At 56.4% G+C, this 21,530-nt stretch carries 20 protein-coding genes; 18 read left to right on the plus strand and 2 right to left on the minus strand.

Annotated features, from left to right (window positions below):
* The first annotated feature begins 41 nt into the window (after positions 1 to 41).
* The 5 genes from pcaCD (at position 42) to EV681_RS01700 (ending at position 4,649) form a co-directional block, all read left to right on the plus strand.
* Positions 42 to 1,304, plus strand: a complete 1,263-nt coding sequence (gene pcaCD / locus EV681_RS01680; protein ID WP_128393634.1) for a bifunctional 4-carboxymuconolactone decarboxylase/3-oxoadipate enol-lactonase PcaCD — start codon at positions 42 to 44, stop codon at positions 1,302 to 1,304.
* A gap of 269 nt (positions 1,305 to 1,573) precedes the next feature.
* The gene (locus tag EV681_RS01685) at positions 1,574 to 2,599 is read left to right on the plus strand and encodes a ketopantoate reductase family protein (RefSeq protein ID WP_128393635.1); all 1,026 of its coding nucleotides are present in this window, start codon (positions 1,574 to 1,576) and stop codon (positions 2,597 to 2,599) included.
* An 8-nt stretch (positions 2,600 to 2,607) separates the two neighbouring features.
* Positions 2,608 to 3,477: a fumarate hydratase gene (locus tag EV681_RS01690; RefSeq protein WP_128393636.1), complete on the plus strand. Its 870-nt coding sequence runs from the start codon at positions 2,608 to 2,610 to the stop codon at positions 3,475 to 3,477.
* Between the two features lie 6 nt (positions 3,478 to 3,483).
* A complete protein-coding gene (locus EV681_RS01695; protein WP_128393637.1) occupies positions 3,484 to 4,077 on the plus strand; it encodes a fumarate hydratase C-terminal domain-containing protein in 594 nt (197 codons plus the stop codon).
* A 209-nt stretch (positions 4,078 to 4,286) separates the two neighbouring features.
* Positions 4,287 to 4,649 carry a DUF488 domain-containing protein gene (locus EV681_RS01700; protein ID WP_128393638.1) on the plus strand — a complete coding sequence of 121 codons (363 nt, stop codon included), beginning with the start codon at positions 4,287 to 4,289 and terminating at the stop codon, positions 4,647 to 4,649.
* A gap of 258 nt (positions 4,650 to 4,907) precedes the next feature.
* On the opposite strand, the gene EV681_RS01705 is transcribed toward EV681_RS01700, so the two are convergent.
* The gene (locus EV681_RS01705; protein WP_130303165.1) at positions 4,908 to 7,388 is read right to left on the minus strand and encodes a glucose/quinate/shikimate family membrane-bound PQQ-dependent dehydrogenase; all 2,481 of its coding nucleotides are present in this window, start codon (positions 7,386 to 7,388) and stop codon (positions 4,908 to 4,910) included.
* Between the two features lie 164 nt (positions 7,389 to 7,552).
* On the minus strand, positions 7,553 to 9,634 hold the full coding sequence (locus EV681_RS01710; RefSeq protein ID WP_130303989.1) for a TonB-dependent receptor domain-containing protein: 2,082 nt from the start codon (positions 9,632 to 9,634) through the stop codon (positions 7,553 to 7,555).
* A 307-nt stretch (positions 9,635 to 9,941) separates the two neighbouring features.
* On the opposite strand from EV681_RS01710, the gene EV681_RS01715 reads away from it, so the two are divergent.
* From EV681_RS01715 to EV681_RS01775, 13 genes are all read left to right on the plus strand, one after another.
* Positions 9,942 to 10,511: a cysteine hydrolase family protein gene (locus EV681_RS01715; protein ID WP_130303166.1), complete on the plus strand. Its 570-nt coding sequence runs from the start codon at positions 9,942 to 9,944 to the stop codon at positions 10,509 to 10,511.
* Positions 10,508 to 11,515: a GlxA family transcriptional regulator gene (locus tag EV681_RS01720; protein ID WP_130303167.1), complete on the plus strand. Its 1,008-nt coding sequence runs from the start codon at positions 10,508 to 10,510 to the stop codon at positions 11,513 to 11,515. The genes EV681_RS01715 and EV681_RS01720 overlap by 4 nt, the downstream gene beginning before the upstream one ends.
* 159 nt (positions 11,516 to 11,674) lie before the next feature.
* A complete protein-coding gene (locus EV681_RS01725; protein WP_128393642.1) occupies positions 11,675 to 12,394 on the plus strand; it encodes an IclR family transcriptional regulator in 720 nt (239 codons plus the stop codon).
* Positions 12,395 to 12,611: 217 nt separating this feature from the next.
* The gene (locus EV681_RS01730; protein ID WP_128393643.1) at positions 12,612 to 13,544 is read left to right on the plus strand and encodes a hydroxymethylglutaryl-CoA lyase; all 933 of its coding nucleotides are present in this window, start codon (positions 12,612 to 12,614) and stop codon (positions 13,542 to 13,544) included.
* Between the two features lies 1 nt (position 13,545).
* Positions 13,546 to 14,733: a CaiB/BaiF CoA transferase family protein gene (locus EV681_RS01735; protein WP_130303168.1), complete on the plus strand. Its 1,188-nt coding sequence runs from the start codon at positions 13,546 to 13,548 to the stop codon at positions 14,731 to 14,733.
* A gap of 10 nt (positions 14,734 to 14,743) precedes the next feature.
* Positions 14,744 to 15,718, plus strand: coding sequence for a Bug family tripartite tricarboxylate transporter substrate binding protein (locus tag EV681_RS01740; RefSeq protein ID WP_165392910.1), 975 nt, complete (start codon positions 14,744 to 14,746; stop codon positions 15,716 to 15,718).
* Between the two features lie 63 nt (positions 15,719 to 15,781).
* A complete protein-coding gene (locus tag EV681_RS01745; protein ID WP_423191187.1) occupies positions 15,782 to 16,660 on the plus strand; it encodes an SMP-30/gluconolactonase/LRE family protein in 879 nt (292 codons plus the stop codon).
* Between the two features lie 15 nt (positions 16,661 to 16,675).
* Positions 16,676 to 17,662: a Bug family tripartite tricarboxylate transporter substrate binding protein gene (locus EV681_RS01750; protein ID WP_128393647.1), complete on the plus strand. Its 987-nt coding sequence runs from the start codon at positions 16,676 to 16,678 to the stop codon at positions 17,660 to 17,662.
* A 351-nt stretch (positions 17,663 to 18,013) separates the two neighbouring features.
* Positions 18,014 to 18,934 carry a kdo(2)-lipid IV(A) palmitoleoyltransferase gene (gene lpxP / locus EV681_RS01755; protein ID WP_130303171.1) on the plus strand — a complete coding sequence of 307 codons (921 nt, stop codon included), beginning with the start codon at positions 18,014 to 18,016 and terminating at the stop codon, positions 18,932 to 18,934.
* A 112-nt stretch (positions 18,935 to 19,046) separates the two neighbouring features.
* Positions 19,047 to 20,021: a quinone oxidoreductase family protein gene (locus EV681_RS01760; protein WP_130303172.1), complete on the plus strand. Its 975-nt coding sequence runs from the start codon at positions 19,047 to 19,049 to the stop codon at positions 20,019 to 20,021.
* 217 nt (positions 20,022 to 20,238) lie between these two features.
* Positions 20,239 to 20,448, plus strand: coding sequence for a type II toxin-antitoxin system VapB family antitoxin (locus tag EV681_RS01765; RefSeq protein WP_014749065.1), 210 nt, complete (start codon positions 20,239 to 20,241; stop codon positions 20,446 to 20,448).
* Complete coding sequence (locus EV681_RS01770) at positions 20,445 to 20,825, plus strand: type II toxin-antitoxin system VapC family toxin (protein ID WP_130303173.1); 381 nt, start codon at positions 20,445 to 20,447, stop codon at positions 20,823 to 20,825. The genes EV681_RS01765 and EV681_RS01770 overlap by 4 nt, the downstream gene beginning before the upstream one ends.
* A 97-nt stretch (positions 20,826 to 20,922) precedes the next feature.
* Entirely contained in the window at positions 20,923 to 21,351 is a 429-nt protein-coding gene (locus EV681_RS01775; protein ID WP_130303174.1) for a secondary thiamine-phosphate synthase enzyme YjbQ, read from the plus strand.
* Positions 21,352 to 21,530 lie beyond the last annotated feature (179 nt).

A 21,530-nucleotide genomic window follows, 5' to 3' on the forward strand; every position in this document is an offset into this window, starting at 1 on the left:
ATTTCCTTTCCTATTGTCCATTTTTTTCGGAATTACGCAGCATGAGTTTTGATCCAGTTGACCACGATCTTGAACGAGGCCTGAATAACCGCCGTCGCGTCCTGGGCGATGCCTGGGTAGAGCGCTCACTGAGCGGCGCCAACGATTTCAATGCCGAGTTTCAACAATTGATCTCCCGGTTTGCCTGGCACGAAATCTGGAGCCGACCCGGTCTGGAACACAAGACGCGCCGTATTATTGTTCTGTCTATTACGATTGCAATGGGACGCTGGGAAGAATTTGACCTGCATGTGCGTGCGGCGCTCACGGGTGAGGCGTCGTCGCGCCTGACCCCGGACGAGATCAAGGAAGTACTGATGCAAGCGGCGATTTATGCCGGTGTTCCTGCTGCCAATACGGCTTTCAGTCATGCCATGGCTATTTTGCGCGAAGTTGGGCCGCAAATCGGCTACGAGCCGCAATCCTTCTCTCCTTTGGACGTCTCTCATTCCGGTACCGGGCACGAAGGTCGTACAGTGAGCAAGCCGGCGCTGCATTACACAATACGCAAGGCCCGCAATGGCAAGCCAAAAAATACAGTTGTGTTAAGTCATGCGCTGGGTTGCGATCTGACCATGTGGGACCGCCTGGCCAACGAGCTGGCGACCGATCATGATGTGATTGCCTATGATCATCGTGGTCATGGCAGTTCCGATGCGCCTGCGGGGCTGTACGACATGGCTGAACTGGCGGATGACGCCGCACGTCTGCTGCGCGAACTGGACTGCGGTCCGGTGGTGTGGATCGGCCTGTCAATGGGAGCAATGGTCGGGCAGGAACTGGCCTTGCGTCATCCCGAGCTGCTGGTTTCACTTGTGATTGCCAATTCCACTTCGGGGTACCCGCAAGAGGCGCGGGACAACTGGCGTCAGCGTATTGCAACTGTGCAGGATCAGGGTATTGAAGCCATTGCCGATGCCGTGATGCAGCGCTACTTTCACGATACCTTTCGGCGCGAGCACGCCGGTGAAGTGGCGGCTTACCGCCGTCGCCTGCTGACCACCGACACCGAAGGATATATTGGGTGCTGCAACGCCGTTGGCACGGTCGATACCACAGACAGGCTGAAAAACCTGTCGTTGCCGGTTTTGGTCATCGCCGGCCGCCTGGACCAGGGGGCGCCGCTGCAGATGTCGGAAATCATGAGCAGCCAGATTCCGGGAGCGCAACTGGTGGTGCTGGAGGACGCTTCGCACATTGCCGTTGTTGAACAGCCCGAGGCGTTTGCCCAAGCGGTACAGCAGTTCGTCAATAAACAAGACTGAGTAAGCCAGGCTTCAGTCTGTGCTAGGCGCCGATATCGAGACCGAGATCTTGCCGGCCGGATACTTCACACCAGAAACGACATAGCATACGCCGTGTAAAGGCGTATGCTACCCGCGCAATCCAAGGCGTTTGGTGTGACCTATAGGTCAATAATATAATCTATTGACATTTAAGTGAGCGTGTTCTAGTATAAATTGCCTGAAGGCAGGGGTGTATACAGGCTCGCGATGGCGATGATTACATCCATACTGACACCTGGAAGGAATAGATGAGTACACAGGATAAAACCAAAGTTTGCATCATTGGTGCCGGCGCGATCGGCGGCTATCTGGGTGTGCGCCTGGCCAATAGCGGCGCTCAGGTGAGCGTGCTGGCCCGCGGACAGACCCTGCAAGCCATACAGGCGCGTGGCTGGATACTGGAAGAAGGCAAGGAGCGGCTGGTTGCTCAAGTGCGCGCGTCGGACAATGCCGCAGCGCTTGGTCCGCAGGATATCATCATTCTGACCGTCAAGGCCCATGCGCTGCAGGATGTTGCCGGCATGGTCCCCGCACTGTGCCATGCGGGCACGATTGTCATTCCGGCGATTAACGGTATTCCCTGGTGGTTTACCCAAGGGCTGGATAATAGCGAGGCGCCCGCTCAACAACTGCCCACGCAACTTAAGGCCCTGGATCCCAGCGGCGTTATTGCAGATGCCATTGACCCCGGTCGCATTATGGGTTGCGTTGTCTATCCATCGTGCTATAGCCCAGAACCAGGCGTGTCTCATCACAGCTCGGGCAATCGGCTGGTGCTTGGCGAAATAAGCGGCCATGCGGATCAATCAAACCAGGACCGGCTCGATCGTGTGGTCGCGCTGTTCAATGCGGCCGGCCTGGCTGCTGAAAAAACTTCTGCCATCCGTTCTGCCGTCTGGGAAAAGTTATTGGGCAATGCCTGCTTCAATCCTGTCAGCATGCTCACCGGTTCACAGACCGATCTGATGATTGATGACCCTGCAATTTACCGTTTGTTTGTTGCGCTCATGGATGAGGTTATTGCGGTAGGCGCGGCGCTGGGCATTGCGGTGAGCGTGACGCCGCAGCAACGTCTCGCTGTTACGCGCAAGCTTGGTGCAGTCAAGACCTCAATGCTGCAAGATACCGAAGCGGGGCGCCCGGTCGAAATCGAGGCCATTCTTGGCGCGTTTGTGGAACTGGCCGCAAGCCTGCATATGGCTACACCGATCGCGGGAACCATCTATGCGCTGGCCCGTATGCGAGCCCAGACCTTCGGACTGCTTAAACAATAAGAGAAATCATGGCTATTACATTTGAAATGATCAAACAGGTGACGGCACAGCTTTACGAGCGGTCACTCAAGCAAATCCCGGACGATACTCGCCAGGCCCTGGTGCAGGCCAGTTCGCGTGAGACCAATGAGACCGGTCGGCGCACCTTGCAAATCATGATCGAGAGCGCTGATGCAGCGCGCAGCCAGCAGTCACTGGTTTGTTCCGACTCCGGCGTGCCGGTTTATTTCATGCAGATAGGTACGCAGGCGCAGTTCGATGGCAATGTGAAACAGGCCATTGAAGAAGGGTTTGCAGAACTGGTGGCTACGATCAATCCGCCGCTGTTGCCGCATGTGACCAATCCGCTCACGCTTGAGCGTGGTTACCAGGGCAAGGGCATGCCGATTACCACGTTTGATCTGGTGGATGGCGCGGACTATATCGACATTACCTGTTCACCCAAGGCGCTGGGCTCGGGACGCTGGGCCGCGCTGGAAATATTCAGCTTCCCGGATTTGCCGACGATAGAGAATTTTGTGATGGAAACGGTTGTCAAGGCAGGCTCCCAGCCCTGTCCGCCAGTGGTGATTGGCGTCGGTATTGGCGGCTCGTTTGATTATGCAGCGAAAATGGCCAAGGAGGCGACGCTGCGGCAAATAGGCACGGTCAATCCCGAACCCATCCTGGTGGATATGGAAGCCCGGTTGCTGGAGCGGATCAATAAAACCGGTTTTGGCCCCATGGGCACAGGGGGTGACAGCACTTCCATGGCAGTGCATATCAATTACTGCGCCGGTCATGGCTTTACGCCGGTCGCAGTCTGTTTCAACTGCTGGATCAACCGGCGTACGCGGGCGCGCTGTTATAACGATGGTCGCATTCAAATGCTGGAGTAAATGCGCATGTCCATTACCACCCACCGCATGACTTTTCCGCTGTCAGCCAGTGATGCGCGCACGTTGCGGGCTGGCGACCAGGTCATTATTGATGGTGAAATTATTATTACCGCCGGGCTGCCCACCCATGCCCGTTTTCTGGATTGCCTGGATGGCAAAGAGCCGTTTCCCATGGACCTGCACGGCGCCTCGCTGTTCCATCTGGGCAGCTATAGTCGGGAAACTGCCGGGCAGTTTGAGATTCTGTATATCAATCCGACCACAAGCACCCGTTTCAATCCGCATATGCCCCGCCTGATCCGCGAACTGCAACTGCATGCAACCGGCGGCAAAGGCGGGCTGGATGAGGCCAGCGCCAAAGCCATGCAAGAGGCCGGCTGCGTCTATCTGTCTTTTCTGGGAGGCGGTTGCACGCTATTGAGCCAGGCTATTGAACAGGTGCTGGAAGTGGGGTGGACCGATATGCTGACTCACTATCGCGTGGTGCGCCTGCGCGTGAAGGGACTGGGGCCGGTAACGGTGGGGATCGACGCGCATGGCAACAACCTGTATACGCAGATTCATGAGGCCGCGCAGAAACAGCTGAAATCAAGCATTTAGGGCGAGCTGCAATTGAGGGCGGTTTTAGCGGGCTGGCGATAACAATGAATAGGCCAGCGACAGCGTGCCGCATCTGCTAACGCCAATACCACATGCGTTTGCATTCGCAGTACCATAGGCAAGAGGTATTGGGACAGGCCTCGGGACAGGCATTGCGGGCATCGTCTATCGATAGCGGCCGGCAAGCATGGTGCGACAGGAGATTGATAATGAAAAAAGATCAAATCCAGACTAAGCGTGTATACGATGAGCCGGACGATAACGACGGTTATCGGGTGCTGGTCGATCGATTATGGCCGCGAGGGATAAGAAAAGAAGATCTGAGACATGATCTTTGGCCCAAGGACGTCACCCCTAGCAGCCTGTTGCGCAAATGGTTCCATGAGAACAAGGATCAATGGGGCGAATTTACGAAACGCTATTGCGCTGAACTGGATGAAGCGCCGGAAGCGGTGCAGCAACTGTTAGATAGGGCGCGGCAGCAGCGCGTGACTCTGCTGTATGCGGCAAAAGACGAGCAGCACAATAACGCAAATGTATTGCGGGACTACCTGCTTACTCATGCGAAATAGGCGCAGGGTATCGGTCACTAACCGTGTGAATGTGCTGCGTACCTGAACATGTTCCGTCAGTTTAGGCCCGCTGTCGCAGGCGGTCACGTCAAGCGCGGCGTGTGCAACCGCTGACGCTTGCCAATCATCCCAATATCGAGCAAAACAAAACAGCCCCAATAGCGCCGTCTATGACAGTTGCTATCGGGGCTGTTTACACAGGCTTTTTTGGACGATGGGCTGATGCCAGACAGCACATCAGCCACGCTATTTCATATGCTATTGTTCCTTGTGTGCATCATCTGGCAGCGCATAGGCAATGATGTAGTCGCCACGGTCAGGAGACTGCCTGGCTCCGCCGGCATTGATCACAATGTACTGCTTGCCGGTTTTGGGGGAAATGTACGACATGGGGCCTGACTGACTGCCTACTGGCAGACGCGACTTCCAGATTTCCTTGCCGGTGGCCGAATCATAGGCGCGCAGGTAGAAGTCTTGCGTGCCTGCGAAGAACAACAGCCCGGCCTGAGTCGCCAGCGATGGGCCCAGGGTGGGCATCCCTATAGGAATGGGCATACCCATGCGAATGCCCAGCGGTCCCGTATCCTGGACGGTGCCAACCGGAACCTGCCAGACGATCTTGCGGGTTTTCAGGTCAATGGCAGTCATCGTGCCAAACGGCGGTTTCTGGCAAGGGATACCCAATTGCGACAGGAAACGCTCGCGCATGGCACCAAAGGGCGTTCCGTCCTGGGGAACCACGCCCATCTCGATGCCGCTGGCCCCAGCGCCCACTTTCTCGCGGGGGATCATGTAATTGGCCAGACCCAGACGCATGTCGTTGACAAACATATAGTTGGTGGTCGGATCAACCGAGACACCGCCCCAGTTCATGCCACCCAGCGAGCCGGGAAACTGCAAGGCACGGTCTTCGCCGGGCGGTGTGTAGACGCCATCGTGACGCATGCCCTTGAACTGAATCCGGCACAGCAGTTGGTCAAATGCAGTCGCACCCCACATATCGGATTCTTTTAACGTCTGATTGCCGATAGAAGGCATGCCCACGGAAAACGGCTGGGTGGCGGCGTAGCGCTCACCCTTGACATTGCCTTGCGGTACCGGTTTTTCCTGAACCTGCGCCAGCGGTTGGCCGGTCACGCGGTCGAGCATGAAGATTTCGCCCTGTTTGGTTATTTGTACCAGCGCGAAGTTGGTGCCGCCTTTGCCATCGGGGATGTCATAGAGTAATGGTTGTGCAGGCAGATCAAAATCCCATAGGTCATGGTGGGTGGTCTGGAAATGCCAGCGCACCTTGCCGGTTTTTACATCCAGTGCCACGATGGACGAGCTGTATTTGTCATCCAGTTCGGTGCGCTGGGCAGCGTAAAAGTCCGGTGTGGCATTGCCGGTAGGCAAATAGACCAGACCGAGTTTGGCATCATAGGACATGGCAGACCACACATTTGGTGTGCCCCGGGTGTAGGTTTGGCCTTCGGGCGGTGCACCGGTTATTTCCGGATTGCCCGGATCCCACGCCCATTCCAGGTTGCCGGAAATGACATTGAAGGCACGAACGACGCCCGGCGGTTCGTCTACGGCAAAGTTGTCAGCTACGCGTCCGCCTACAATCACCAGATTGCCCGCAACAAGCGGTGTGGAGGTTTGCTGATAGTAGCCGTCCTTGACTTCGCCCATGCCCACTTTCAGGTCGACCGTGCCCATATTGCCAAACTCGGTGCAGGGCTGGCCGTTGTCGGCATTGATGGCAATCAGGCGGGCATCGGTGGTGGGCAGAAACAGGCGCCGCGCGCAGGTTAGCGCGTTGGCAGGCTGGCTGCCGGACAGTGTGCCGGCCGGTGTCGTGCCTTCGACAGGAGGCGTATTCTGGTCGCTGGCGACCTGAGCGCCTTCGGCACTGGTTTGGGCTACGGTACTGGCACTGGCGGTTGCATCGAAATAACCCAGACCGCGGCAGCGTTGCCAGTTAGGCGCGGTTGCTTTGGAATCGTAACGCCATTTTTCCTTGCCGGTATCGACATCCAGTGCCAGTACCTTGCTGTAGGGCGTGCACACGTACAGCGTATCGCCGATCTGCAGCGGTGTGTTCTGGTCTTCTGCACCCGATCCGGTGCTCTCGGGAATATCGCCGGTATGGGCAGTCCAGGCCACCTGCAGCTTGCCGATATTGTTCTTGTTAATCTGGTCCATGGCCACAAAGCGCGTTCCGCTTGTGGTGTTGCCCCAATGCTCCCAGTTTGTTGGTGGGTCGTTGGGATCGGCCTTTGTGACGGCGGCAATATGCTCAGCTTCCAGGACCGACTTGGGAAAAAAGAAAAGGGTGAATGTGGCTGCAATGCCAATGGCCAGCGCAACCGAGGCCCAGCGCGTTACGCGGCAGGGCGCTTTGCCTTGGGCGCGGCGCAGTGCCGGCGCGGCCAGGGTGACCAGAAAAGCCAGAACAGCAAAGGCAAAGACGCGCGCAACCAAAGGCCAGAACTCCCAGCCGGCTTCCCATACCGCCCAAATGACGGTGGCAATAAATGCAAGGGCATAAAGCCAGACACCCAGCAGACTGCGCTTCCAGAGCAGGTAGCCTGACAGCAGCAGGGCCAGGCCCATCAAGACGTAGTAAACACTACCGCCCAGCACGGCGAGCCAGATGCCGGCGCCGGTCATGAACAGGCCGATCAGAATAATGAGCGCTGCCAGCAGTGTCAGGCCGGTGGCGGCAATGCCGGATATGGGTCTGCGTTCGTCCATTGTATTCCCCTTTTGAAACAGACAACTTTACAACGATAATGCTTTAGCCCTGCGGTGGCGCGACGCACATGGTGCGCAAGCCGATGGCGGTACTGGTCGCCGGCACGATTTACGCAGCCGATCCAATCATGGGAGAGCTTGCCAACGATAGAGGTATTCTACCGCTAAAAGCGGTAACTGACCGTCATGCCTGCAGTCCAGTTTCTGCCCGGCGCCGGTTCATAATAGCGGTTGTTGGCATCGTTTATGATGACTGATCCCGCATATCGGGCATTGAATACGTTGTCTACGCGCGCAAATGCATTGACTGTCCAATGATCGCGTTTCCAGGTGTAGCCGGTGTGCAGGCCGGTCACTACGGCCGAAGGGGCTGACTCGCTGTTCTGGTCGTTCACGTACACTTTACCCAGGTAATCGACATCGACACCACCATTCCAGCCCTGTTCCGGTTCCCATGCCAGCGAAGCGGTTGCCGTATTTCGGGCGATGCCGGGAATCAGGTTGCCGGCAGGCACTTGCGGGTTGCTGGCGGAGCAGGGGCCGGAACAAAAGCTGTCGCGGTAGCGGGCGTGCAGATACGTATAAGAAAGTTGGGCACGCAAATTACGGTAAAGTCGCGCATCCCAGGATAATTCGACCCCATCGCGCAGGGTACGGCCCGCATTCTGATAGGTGGTGCGCCCGCCCGAGGCGCCAGCGCTCACGATCTCGTCCTTGGTGTAGGTACGGAATACGGCGGCGGTCAGTTGACCGTAGCCGACATTAGCCTTGAGCCCGGCTTCCAGCGTGGTATTGACCGAGGGCTTTAGACCAAAGTTCAGACCCGACTCGTTGTCGGCGCGATATGACAGCTCGTTGAAGGTCGGCGTTTCAAAGCCGCGACCAGCTGTGATGTATAGCGACAAGTCAGGCGTGGCTTGATAGTTCAGGGCAATGACGGGCAGCAGCTTGCTGTAATTGGCTGTCCCGCTGTCGTCGGCATTGCCGTTTGTAATATAACGGTCTGACGACTTGAAATGGACGTTGCTGTAGCGCAGGCCGGCATCCAGCGTCCAGCGTTCGGCAAAGTTCCACGATGCCTGTACGTAAGGATCAAGGTTCCAGACGTTGTTGATTTCGTCGCGACGCAGGTTGCCCTGCACGCCAAGCTGGTTGCCTATGAAATTTTCATAGCCCTTGCGCGCTTCGCGCATCGTATCCCAGGCCAGGCCCGCCACCAGCGTAAGTGGTCTGTCGGCCAGGGAAACATGTGAGGTGAGCCGAATGTCTGCACCCCCGTATTGCCGTTTGAGCCAGATGACGCCGCCCGAATGTGATGGCGCGCGCTGCGGACCAATTGGAATGGATAGAAACTGCCTGGTTTCCCGTTGGCCATAGTAGCCCATGATACGCAGATCGGTCCGGTCAGACAGAGGCTGTTCATAGACCAGACCTCCCTGGGTCTGCTTGGTGGTTTTGCGTACATTGTAGGTTTGGGCATTGGGCGAGGAGGAGCGTGGATCGTTTTCGAACTCTTCGCGTGTCAGCCCCTGCGGGTCCTGTGCCGACACATCGACATGATTGAGCAGCAGGCTCAGGTGGCCGGCATCGCCTACGCGCAGCCCGAGCTTGGCATTGACCTGGTTTTTTTCTGCCCTGCTATGCTCGCGGTAGCCGTCTGTACGGAAATGATTGGTACTGAGCAGATAGTCTATGGCGCCGGCGCCTTCCCCACGGGACCCTGACGCTTTCATGCCATAACGCTGTTGCCCGTCGCTGCCGGTGGCAAAAGACGGGGTCAGGGTAAGCGGGCCTTCACCGGTTTCGGTTTCAGTCAGCAGCACACCGCCCGAGGAATTGCCGTGCAGCGTGGAAAATGGCCCGCGCAGGACCTCTGCCGATTCAATGGAGGACAGATCAATATTGGAAGTCTGGCCCTGTCCGTCTGGCATGGTTGCCGGAATACCGTCCACATACAGGCGGATGCCGCGTACGCCAAATGCCGATCGGGCGCCGAAGCCGCGAATGCCTATTTGCAAATCCTGGGCATAGTTCTGTCGGTTACGCACGGTCAGTCCCGGGATGCCGCGCAACCCTTCGGACAGATTGACCTGCATCTGGTTCGCGCGGATGTGCGCACCGTCTATGACGCTGACCGATGCCGGTATTTCGCTTGCAGCGCGATCCATGCGGGTACTGGTGGCCACAATGGGCGACAACTGGGTAATGGGTGCCTCTGTTGTGGCGGCGGTAGCGGGTGTCGCCATGTCGGGCGCAGCGGCGACGCCCGCTTGCGCTGAGGTCACCGGCTGGGCAACTACCGTGCAGGTAAATAGCGAAAAAATACAGCCGGCCACAACTGCGGGCTTAAAGGTAGGCGAACTCATGGACAAACTCATGCGGATTAAATGGTCAGAATGCAGGCCAGGCGACGCGTCTCATTTTAGGCATGGTGTGCGCCAGCCCGCGTGAAAGCGATATGTCTGTTAAAGGCCGTGTTATGTCCGTTTTTGAAACGAACTTAAATCTTGTTACGTTCTATGATAACCCGTCAATACACATACAGGATCAAACATGAATCAAATACTTATGCTCGTTGATGTGCAGGAATCCTTTCGTCATCGCCATTATTGGGACGAGGATCGCGCCGCATTGTTTTTAGCCCAAACCAATGCGCTGGTTGCGCATTGCGACGCGCAGGGTGTGCCCATTGTGCGGGTATATCATTGCGAAACGGCAGCGGACAGCCCGTTTAATGAGGCCAGCGGTTATGTTCGTCCATTGCAGGGATTAATGGACTTTGAAGCCACACTGGTGGTAAAAAAGCAGAAACACAGCGCGCTGGTCGGGACACAACTGCTTGGCTGGTTACGCGATCGGGGCATCACGAATGTGATGATCGCCGGAATCCGGACCGAGCAGTGTTGCGAAACAACCACGCGCCACTTGTCTGATGAGGGCTTTTCCGTGACGTTTGTGACCGATGCAACGCTGACATTCGATATGCTTTCACCGGATGGACTCCCCATGAGCGCAGACGATATTCACCGCCGGACCGAGACGGTCCTGAATAATCGTTTTGCCAGCATTGCTCATGTTCGCGACCTGATCGAGAATGCGTCTGGGGGCGTGGCAGCAACATGATCTCTGTTTGTTTTCTACTTCTGCCGGGCACGTTGATCATGGATGTGGCTGGCCCGGCCGAAGTATTCCGTCTGGCCAATCAGCATCTTGAGGCAAGAGGCAGGTCAGCACGGTTTTCGCTTCAGTTTATTTCACCCGAACCGACGATCATGTCCTCTGTGGGACTGGCATTTGACGGCATCGACCCGCTGCCAGAACTGGGTGAACTGCGTAAAAGCGGGCCAGTCTGGCTGGTACTGTCCGGTCGCAGCGGACCGACTGCGAGCATCATTCATCATGATCCGGTCTGGCTCAAGGCACGCACATGGCTCACCCGATATGTCGAGTTATTCAACGCGCATGCCGATTCCGGCTGTGCGCTGCTGACAATCTGTGCGGGGGCGTTGCTGCTTGCCGATGCGGGGCTGGCGTCCGGCAGAACGTTGACGACACATCACGATTTTCTGGACGAACTGGCGCGTCTGGCGCCGCAGGCGCAGGTTCTGCGCAACCGGCTGTATGTGGACGATGGCAATCTGCTCTCGAGCGCCGGCATTACGGCCGGTATTGATCTGGCCTTGCATTGTGTTTCCACTGTTGCGGGAGAGGGCATTGCCAGCGCAACGGCGCAATCGATGCGCGTTACCCGGCGGCGTCACCGGCAGGAGCCGGAAATCTCCCCGTTATTGCGATACCGCCATCATCAACACCAGGCGTTGCTTCGGGTTCAGGATGCCGTCGAGGCAGACCCTGCCGCACCATGGGACAGTATCACGCTTGCATCAATCGCTCATATCAGCCCGCGTCAATTATTGAGAATTTTCAGGCAGCAATTGGGGATGTCTGCACGGGACTATATTGAAGCGGTACGCCTGTATACGCTGGCGCAGATCAGCGATATTGAGCGCCCGGATGCACATGGTCTTCGACTGGCCGGGTTCTCCGGCACGCAGCAGTTGCGGCGCGCGCGGGCACGGCAGGCAAAACGAGAACCGACCAAGGCAATGAAAGGGAATGTTGCCTGAGTTCTTTTATGGTTGCTTAAAATAAGGCATGGTCGCTTCCCAGGCAGCTTCACGCTCGTGCTTCGTTTGGCATTAGGCGCAATTGCACCGTGCTTGCCAATCGCGCTAACATTTGTCCAATCCACTATAAAATACCCCCATCGAATCAAGGGGTGGATTGTGCCAAGAAAAGCGTCAACATTATCGGTCGCTGACGAGAACCCGGCCTTGGGTGGCGTTGCAGCGGTCGATCGCGCCCTGTCGCTGCTGACTGTGTTTCGCAAGAACGATGGGTATCTGTCGCTGGTAGAGCTGGCGGACCGCACACGCATGTACAAGAGCACCATCCTGCGGTTGCTGGCCTCGCTGGAGCATTACGGCATGGTGCACAAGTCCGATGACGGTCGCTATGGCCTGGGTGAAGGTGTCGTGCGGCTGTACGGCGTTTACAATTCGGCGTTTTCGCAGGCCGATGTGATTATCCCGGTGCTGCGCGCACTGGTTGAAAAAACCCAGGAAAGCGCCTCGTATCATGTCATCAGCGGCAATAGCCGGTTGTGCCTGCATCGGGTTAATTCACCCTTGCCGATCAGCTATCGAACCCGTGAAGGCGATGTGTTGCCGCTGGATAAAGGGTCTGGCGCGCGCGTGCTGCAGGCCTTCAACGGCGCCAAAGGCAAACTGTACGATCAGATCCGGCGTGATGGCGTCATTGTGCTGGATGGTGATCGCATGCCCGATCTTGCGGGTGTTTCCGCGGCAGTGTTCAATGCGCAGCATGAATTCGCAGGCGCGCTGACACTGACTATGCCGTCATCCCGGCTCAAGCCCTCTTTCCGGGAAGAGGTGCTGAGCGCTGCCATGACCTTGAGCAAAAAATTCGGCTATATCAAAGACTGAATCTTTCCATTCTGATGCCTGGCGATAACCAGCGCATGACTCGACGCAAATCGGCCCACAGTGGCCGATTTTGTTTTGCATCTCATACCGTCCTGTATCTGGCACTGGCATCGTAAGCCAGTCACATTTGCGATTGCGTGTTGACGCGCTTGTCATTTCTGTTTTAATATTCTATTTAATAGAATAACGTTCTATAAGATAGAATATTGGAGGAAGCATGAATCAGACACATCCCGAGCGGGTGTTGATCAGTGAAGTGGGGATGCGCGATGGGCTGCAGAGCGTCAAGAGCATCATGCCGACCGAATACAAATTCAAACTGATCGATGCGCTCTACGAAGCTGGCGTTCGCGAAATTGAAGTGTGTTCGTTCGTGCCTGCAAAATTGCTGCCGCAAATGGCCGATGCACCCGAGGTCGTGCGGTATGCACTTCGTTACGCCGATCTGACGGTCATGGCGCTGGTGCCGAATCTGCGGGGCGCCCGCAATGCATTGGAGGCGGGTGCGCATAAGCTGACGCTGCCGGTGTCTGCCAGCGAGGCGCATTCACTGGCCAATGTGAGAAAAACGCGGCAGCAAATGGTGCAGGAAGTGCGCGAGATCGTGGCGCTGCGCAACGAGATTGCACCCAGCGTGAAAATAGAGGCAGGCATATCGACTGCATTCGGTTGCACGATCCAGGGAACAGTGAGTGAAGACGATGTGGTCAGGCTCTCGTCCCAATTGGTGGCTGCTGGTGCTGACGAAACAGGACTGTCCGATACCACCGGGTATGCGAATCCGGCTCAGGTGCGGCGACTTTTCCGGCGTGTCTTTGCCGAAATAGGCGACAAATGTGGCGCGGCCCACATGCACAACACGCGCGGGCTGGGCATGGCCAACAATCTGGCTGCCTATGATGTCGGCGTGCGCACCTTTGATGCGTCGCTGGGCGGGCTCGGCGGTTGTCCGTATGCGCCCGGTGCGTCCGGCAATGTGGTTACCGAAGATCTGGTTTTCATGTTCGAGGCCATGGGCATTGATACCGGCATCAATATCGCAAAACTGATTGGCGCCAGAGAGCCGCTCAAAGCCGGTGTTCCACAAGAAGCCGTGTATGGCATGGTGGCTGAAGCCGGCGTGCCTTTAACCTTTGAACAACAAGTGTGATATGACAGAAAAAACATTGCCCTATGCGGGGCTGAAGGTTATCGAGTTTACGCACATGGTGATGGGACCTACTTGTGGCCTGATCCTGGCCGACCTGGGTGCCGATGTCATCAAGATTGAACCGCTCAAGGGAGATAACACCCGTCATCTGCTGGGATCGGGCGCCGGCTTTTTTTCCGCATTCAATCGCAATAAAAAAAGCCTGGCTGTTGACCTGAAGTCGGAGCAGGGGCTGGCATTGGTCAAGGACCTGATTGGCTCGGCCGATGTGGTGAGCGAAAATTTCAAACCCGGCACCATGAAAAAGCTGGGGCTGGACTATGACTCTTTGTCAGAACGCAATCCGGGTCTGGTGTATGTCAGTCACAAGGGGTTTCTTCCCGGTCCCTATGAACACCGCACCGCGCTGGACGAAGTGGTACAGATGATGGGTGGGCTGGCCTACATGACCGGCAGAAAGGGCGATCCGATACGCGCGGGCACCAGCGTCAATGACATTATGGGTGGCATGTTTGGCGCCATCGGCGTGATGGCTGCGCTCAAGGCACGTGAACTCACGGGCAAGGGACAGCAGGTGCAAAGTGCCCTGTTCGAAAATAATATTTTTCTGGTCGCCCAGCACATGATGCAGTACGTGGTCACCGGCAAGGCCGCCGACCCGATGCCCAGCCGCATTTCGGCCTGGGCCATTTATGACGTATTCAATGTCAAGGACGGTGAGCAGATATTCCTGGCAGTGGTCAGCGATACGCAGTGGCGGATTTTCTGCAACGCCTTCGGGTTGCCCGAGCTACTGAATAATCCGGATCTGAACACCAATAACCAGCGCGTACAGGCACGGCCGTGGCTGTTGCCCCTGCTGCAGGAACGCATGGCAGCCTATTCAAAGAAAGAGCTTGCCGCGCTGTTTGAAGCCAATGCGCTGCCGTTTGCGCCCATTGCACGGCCCGAAGAGCTGCTGGACGATGCGCATCTTCTGGAGACCGGCGGGTTGGCGCCCATGCAGATGCCCGACGGTCGGCAAACTACCGTGCCACTGCTGCCTATTTGCATGGATGGCCAACGGCTGGGCGTGCGCCTGAATCCGCCGCGGCTTGGTGAACATACGCTGAGTATTTTGCAAAGCGCCGGGTTGAGTGACGCCCAAATCAATACCTTGCTGGAAAACAATGTCATTGCCACGCAATAAGGAGACAATCATGAAAAAAATAGCCGTTGCCTTTGCGACAGCGCTGTTAACCCACCTGTCATACAGTTGCGTGGCGCAGGGGGAAGAGCGCTATCCGCAACGGGCTGTGACCATTACGGTTCCCTATTCTCCGGGTGGTACCACCGATTATGTGGCCCGTATGCTGGCCAAGCAAATGTCCGAAATATCGAAACATTCATTTGTCGTGGAAAACAAGCCGGGGGCCAGCGGCACCATTGCTACCGCCTCAGTCATGCGAGCCAAGCCGGATGGTTATTCCCTGTTGATGAATGATACAACGTACGCAATGCTGCCGGCGGTGTTCAAGAAACTGTCCTGGGATCCTGTCAAAGATATCGCGCCCATTGCCAATGTCGCTTCAACGCCTGTCATTTTGATCGTGCCGGCAAATTCGCCGTTCAATACCCTGGCCGACCTGGTCAAAGCGGCCAAGGATAAGCCTGAGTCGCTCACCTTTGGCTCCGGCGGCAAGGGCAGTTCAACGCATCTTGCCGGCGAAGTGTTCCAGCATCAGGCGGGCATTAAGCTGCTGCACGTTCCTTACAAGGGTGCGGGCGAGGCCTTGCTGGCTTTGGTTGGCGGAACCGTGGATGTAGAGATCAGTGCAACACCGACCGCCATTCCGCAAATTAACAGCGGCAAGGTCAAGGCATTGGCCATCAGCAGCCCGCAGCGCCTGCCACAACTGCCCGCCGTACCGACTTTTGCGCAGGCTGGCCTGCCTGATTACCAGGTGCAAAACTGGTTTGGTTTGGTCGCACGTGCCGGTACGCCGCCAGAAGTCATCAACAAGCTGAATCGTCTGGTGAAGGAATCGGTCGCCGATCAATCCATACAATCGTCGTTTGAAAAACTTGGTGCGCAGGCGGTAGGCAACAGCCCCCAGGAGTTTTCGCAGCAGATTGCAAGTGAAATCGACAGTTGGGGGCGCACTGCCGAGCGCGCCGGCCTGGAAAAACAGTAAGGGCGCAGCATGTTTTTTCTGAACCAGGAACCTCAACGTTGTGACGCGCAGGTATGGAGCACCATGCCTGACCATTTGCGCCTGCGCAATACAGATTCTGACTGGGCCAAGGCCAATAAGGGCGGCGAGCAATTGCATTCCTTTATCGAGGGCCCGGCCATGGATGCCCAGGGCAATCTTTATGTGACCGATATTCCCTACGGGCGCATTTTCCGTATTTCGGCCCAAAAGGAGTGGGAATTGGTCGTCCAGTATGACGGCGAACCCAACGGCCTCAAGGTTTTGCGCGATGGTTCTCTGCTCATTGCCGATTATCGCCGGGGTCTGCTGCGTTGTGACCCGCTTGCAAAAGTGGTTGAGCCGTTGCTGGCGCGACGCAATGCCCAGGCATTCAAGGGGCTGAACGATTTATATGTCACTCGTGATGAATCACAGGTGTATTTCACTGACCAGGGCCAGACCGGCCTGCACGATCCGACTGGCGCCGTGTATCGCTATGGGTTGAAAACCGGCAGGCTCGATTGCCTGATGAACAACGTGCCCAGTCCCAACGGGATTGTGGTCGACGAAGACAGATCGGTGCTGTTCGTGGCCGCTACCCGGGACAACGCCGTCTGGCGCGCACCGCTGTTGGCCGATGGATCTGTATCAAAAGCCGGCCGCTTCTGTGCGCTGTTTGGCACCAGCGGCCCGGATGGTCTTGCGCTGGACCAACAGGGCAGGGTGTATGTGGCACATGCGTCGCTCGGACGCGTGTTTGTCTTTGAGGCCAACGGCGAATGTTGCCGGATACTGCGTTCGGTTGCAGGCAACACGGTGACTAATCTGTGTTTCGCCGATGCCCGTTGTGACACCTTGCTGGTTACCGAGTCGGCTACAGGCACCGTGCTGCACGCAGCAGTTGGTGCTGCAGAAGATAAATTTCAACAACCCGAAAAATAAGGAATGGAGACAACAATGTTCAGGAAAACAATGATAACCGGACTAGCCGGCGGTATGCTGCTGGTTGCCACTTTGACCACCGGCCTTGTGCATGCCCAGGACTGGCCGCAGCGGCCCGTGCGTATGGTCGTGCCCTATACCCCTGGCGGTGGCACCGATAGCATTACCCGGGTTATTGCCGAGAAGATCAGCCAGACCGATAAAGATATTCAGTTTGTGATTGAGAACAAGCCGGGTGCAGGCGGCAATATTGGCCTGACCCAGGTGGCCCGTGCCAAACCGGACGGATTAACGCTGGGCATGGGACAGACTTCGAATCTGGCCATCAACCCGGTGATCATGCAGGACATGAAGTTTGATGCCAGCAAAGATTTCACGCCGATTGCGGTGGTCGCCGAATTGCCAACCGTGCTGGTGGTCAGGGCAGACTCTCCGTATCAATCGCTGGCCGATGTGATTGCGGCAGCCAAGGCCAAACCCGGCCAGCTTAAGCAAGCCCTGGCCACCCTGGGCACCGTAGGCCATCTGGCCGGCGAAATGCTGTCCTACAAGGCGGGCATCAAGGTGCTGAATGTGCCGTACAAAGGCGCGTCTCCGGCGCTGACCGAGCTGATTGGCGGTCAGACCGATTACATGTTTGCGACACCGGTGTCGGTGATCAATCTGATCGAAGATAAGAATTTGCGGGCGCTGGCGGTCACCTCCGCCAAACGTATCGCTGCCATGCCAGATGTCCCTACTGTTGCAGAACAAGGTTATGAGGGCTTCAATGCGGTTGACTGGAAGTTGATTGTCGGACCGGCAGGCGTGCCCAAAGATGCCGTTGATCGACTCAGCAAGGCATTCATAACCGTGAGCAAAGATCCGGAATTTATCAAGCGGATGGAAGCGGACGGCAATACGGTGGTAGGAGGCTCTGCAGCCGATGCCCAGGCTTATCTGGCCAAAGAACAGGTTGAATGGCGTACCCTGCTCAAGGCAATGCAATTTCAATTGAAATAAAGCTGTTTTTTGGGGTTCAGCGCAATGCAAAGCCCCAATACTGGTTTTGGGCGGTATGTTCCTATGACCAGGGCCGTCTGCAAGGCGGTTGCACAGGCAGCCATCCCGGCCTTGCTGTCTCTGTGGATATGGTATGCTTGACCTGCCAGGAGTGCTTGCATTGGCAGAAAGCCTTGCGGTGTTCCTGCCAAGCTACCACGTGCCCTCTCTTTCCTCTTCATAGCCGTATTCTATTTCAGCAGATGACAGAAAGGAACGATGCCTGTACACAGGTGTCAAACTAGCAGTACTGCAATCGAGTGGCTTCCTTTGACGTTACTGTTTTCTGCTCGGACGCACCAAGGAACTGCTATGAAGTACTCTCGAAGTTTTCAAACCACCTTTTTACACCCCCGCTACTGGCTGACCTGGTTTGGCCTGGGCGTGCTGTTCCTGTTGGTTCAACTGCCATACCCCATGTTGCATCGGCTGGGTATCTGGATGGGAGGCTGTTCCATGCGCTTTCTAAAGCGCCGGGTCGGCATCACGCGCCGGAATCTGCAATTGTGCTTTCCCAATATGGATGACGCGTTGCGCGAGCAGAGAGTGCAGGCCAATTTTGAGTCGCTGGGCATGGGCCTGATGGAAACCGGTATGGCGTGGTTTTGGTCTGACGAGCGGGTCAAACGCTGGTTTGCCGTCTCCGGATTGGATAACCTGAAGCAGGCGCAACAGGATGGACGCGGCGCGCTGATGATTGGTGTACACCTGATGCCGCTGGAGCTTGGCGGTCGCGCAATGGGGCTGTGCCAGCCGATGATGGCGACCTATCGACCGCATAATAACAAGGCAATGGAATGGGCGCAGACCAAGGGTCGTATGCGTTCCAACAAGGCGATGATCGATCGCAAGGATTTGCGCGGACTGGTGCGTGCGCTCAAGCAGGGCGAGGCCGTGTGGCTGGCCCCCGATCAGGATTATGGCCGCAGCGGTAGTGTCTTTGCACCCCTGTTTGCGGTGGATGAAGTGGCCACGACCAGCGCCCCTTATATGCTCGCGCGGTTGGCCAAACCAGCGCTGGTGCCCGTGGTATTGATTCGTCGTCCGAAAGCGGGTGGCTACGATTTGCTGATTCAGCCTGAACTCAAAAATTATCCCGTAGACGATGAGATTGCCGCCGCCGCTTATATGAACAAAGTTGTGGAAAAAGAAATCATGCGTGCGCCGGATCAATACATGTGGCTGCATCGTCGTTTCAAAACCCGTCCGGTTGGCGCTCCGTCACTGTATTGACTGGCGGCGTTGATCGCCAACGCGTCGTCTCGATTACAGTTGCCATGCTCGCTTGTGATATTCTCGTGTCAGTAGTTCATCACGAATGAACAGGTTGAGTGGAGATAGCAATATGGCAACTGCAATTTTACTAAGCGAGTATGGCGGGCCTCAGGCGCTGAAGATTGAACATGTCGATGTGGCCGCACCGGGCCCGGGAGAACTGCGCATCCGGCAGACGGCAATCGGCGTCAACTTTCACGATGTGTATGTTCGCAGCGGCCTGTACAAAACCCTGACATTGCCCGGAATTCCCGGGATTGAGGCGGCAGGCGTGGTAGAGGCTATCGGGCCGCAGGTGACCGGCTTCTCGACAGGCGATTCGATTGCCTACATTACGAATCATTATGGTGCCTACGCGTCGGAGCGGATTTTGCCAGCCAGGCTGGCCATTCGCCTGCCGGATGCCATTGACCAGGATCTGGCGGCATCGGTGCTGCTCAAGGGCCTGACGGCCCAAATGCTGTTGCGGCAGGTCCATCAGGTACAGTCGGGCGACACCATTCTAGTACATGCTGCCAGCGGTGGCGTAGGGCAACTGCTTTGCCAGTGGGCCAGTTATCTGGGCGCTACGGTGATAGGAACGGTTGGCAGCAAAGAAAAAGCCGAGCAGGCGCGCGCCTTGGGTTGCGCGCACACTATTTTGTATCGCGAGGAAAATTTCGTGGAGCGGGTGCGTCAGATCACCAACAATCAGGGGGTCAATGTTGTCTATGACTCTGTTGGCAAGGACACGTTCCTGGGCTCACTGGCCGCGCTGGCCCGACGGGGCCATCTGGTTAATTTCGGACAATCTTCGGGCAGCATCGACCCGATTGAGGTGTCCATCCTCGCACCCAAATCCAATAGTCTGACCCGACCGGGAGTGTTTCACTATACCGCCGAGCGCGCGATGCTCGAATCCATGGCCAGCGAACTGTTTGCTTTGATCGAGCGGGACGTACTGGCCGTGCAAACCGGACAGGTCTATCCGCTGGCCGAAGCTGCTCGTGCGCACCAGGCGCTGGAGTCCAGATCACGAATGGGAACGTTGCTGCTCAAGCCGTAATGGGAAGTGCGAAATCTGCCGGCAGGGCGAGCGGATATGGGGCATTGTTCGTCGGTCGATCGCCCGTTCTCTGGACTTGTTCCCCGAGCAGCAGTGACCCTGTGCAAAAAGCGATTGACCATTTACGACTTCAGTTGATGCTATTGGTGATGTAAAATAACATCATATTTGATGTATCAAGTCATTATTGATGCGATAGGATTATGGCGAGACCATCATGCGAACCACTGTCACCATTGATGAGGTTTTATACGCGCAGGCATTGGAACTTGCCGGTCCTGGGATAGTGAGTGCTTCCGATCTATGCCGGGAGGCGATGAAAACCTATGTGCGCGTCCAGGCCGGGCGGCGGCTTGCTGCATTGGGCGGACAGGCGCCAGATATGAAGGACATACCGCGCCGCAGGGATGACGCCGGATCACTATGAGTGTGCTTGTCGACACTTCGGTGTGGGCAGATCACTTCAAAGTGCGAAATGATGCATTGGTCCAGTTGCTTGAGACCGATCGAGTATTGGGCCATCCCATGACCCAGATTGAACTGGCCTGTGGAACGCCGCCCGCGCCGCGCCCGCAAACACTGAATAACATAGGGCTCTTGCAACCCTGTAACCAGGCGGGCTTGCGGGAAGTTGCGGATTTTATTGAACGTGAACGGCTTTATGGCCCGGGGTGCGGCCTGGTAGATATGGTTCTTCTTGCCTCTACACTTATTACGCCGGGCGCGCAATTGTGGACGCTGGACAAGCGCCTTCGCGCGATGGCAGAGCGTTTCAGGATCGCTTTTCAGGCGTCGGGGTATTAAAATCTGCGGCAAGACAATCCAGTAGGGCCGTTGTCTCATTTTGCATTTGCAATCGAGGCATCCTTCCTTTGAATATTGCATCTGTAAAGAGTAGCGCATGTGGATCCAGAAAGAATTTCAATTGAAAGCGCGTCCCAGAGGTTTTCATCTGGTGACCGAAGAAATTGTGCGTCAGGTGCCGGAATTGACCGGTCTGCGCGTGGGCATCATGAATGTGTTTCTTAAACATACCTCGGCATCGCTCACCATTAATGAAAATGCCGATTCCTCCGTACGGGTTGATTTCGAAAGCTATTTCAACCGCCTGGTGCCGGAAGACGAACCGTATTACACCCATACATATGAGGGCAGTGATGATCTGCCGGCACATTTCAAAAGCAGTATCCTGGGCTGCACGCTAGTGGTACCCATCACGAATGGTGCGCTCAATCTTGGCACATGGCAGGGTATTTATTTGTGCGAGCATCGCAATCATGGCTGGCCACGAACGGTTGTGGTCACTGTGCAGGGAGAGGTGGGCCGGTAGCCGGTCGATGGCCTCGCTATGCTGTGGTTCGCTGGATAGCAGCACCTCGGTCAAAATCGCGAGGGCAGTCGCAACAGCAAATCACAACAGCAATCACAACAGCAATTCAGCCGCAATCGCGGTGAGGTACCCGCCTGCGCCACGCAAAACGGCTGCGACATGTGTCTGCAGCCGTTTTA

The sequence above is a fragment of the Advenella incenata genome, from assembly GCF_004217095.1.
GTDB lineage: Bacteria > Pseudomonadota > Gammaproteobacteria > Burkholderiales > Burkholderiaceae_B > Advenella > Advenella incenata.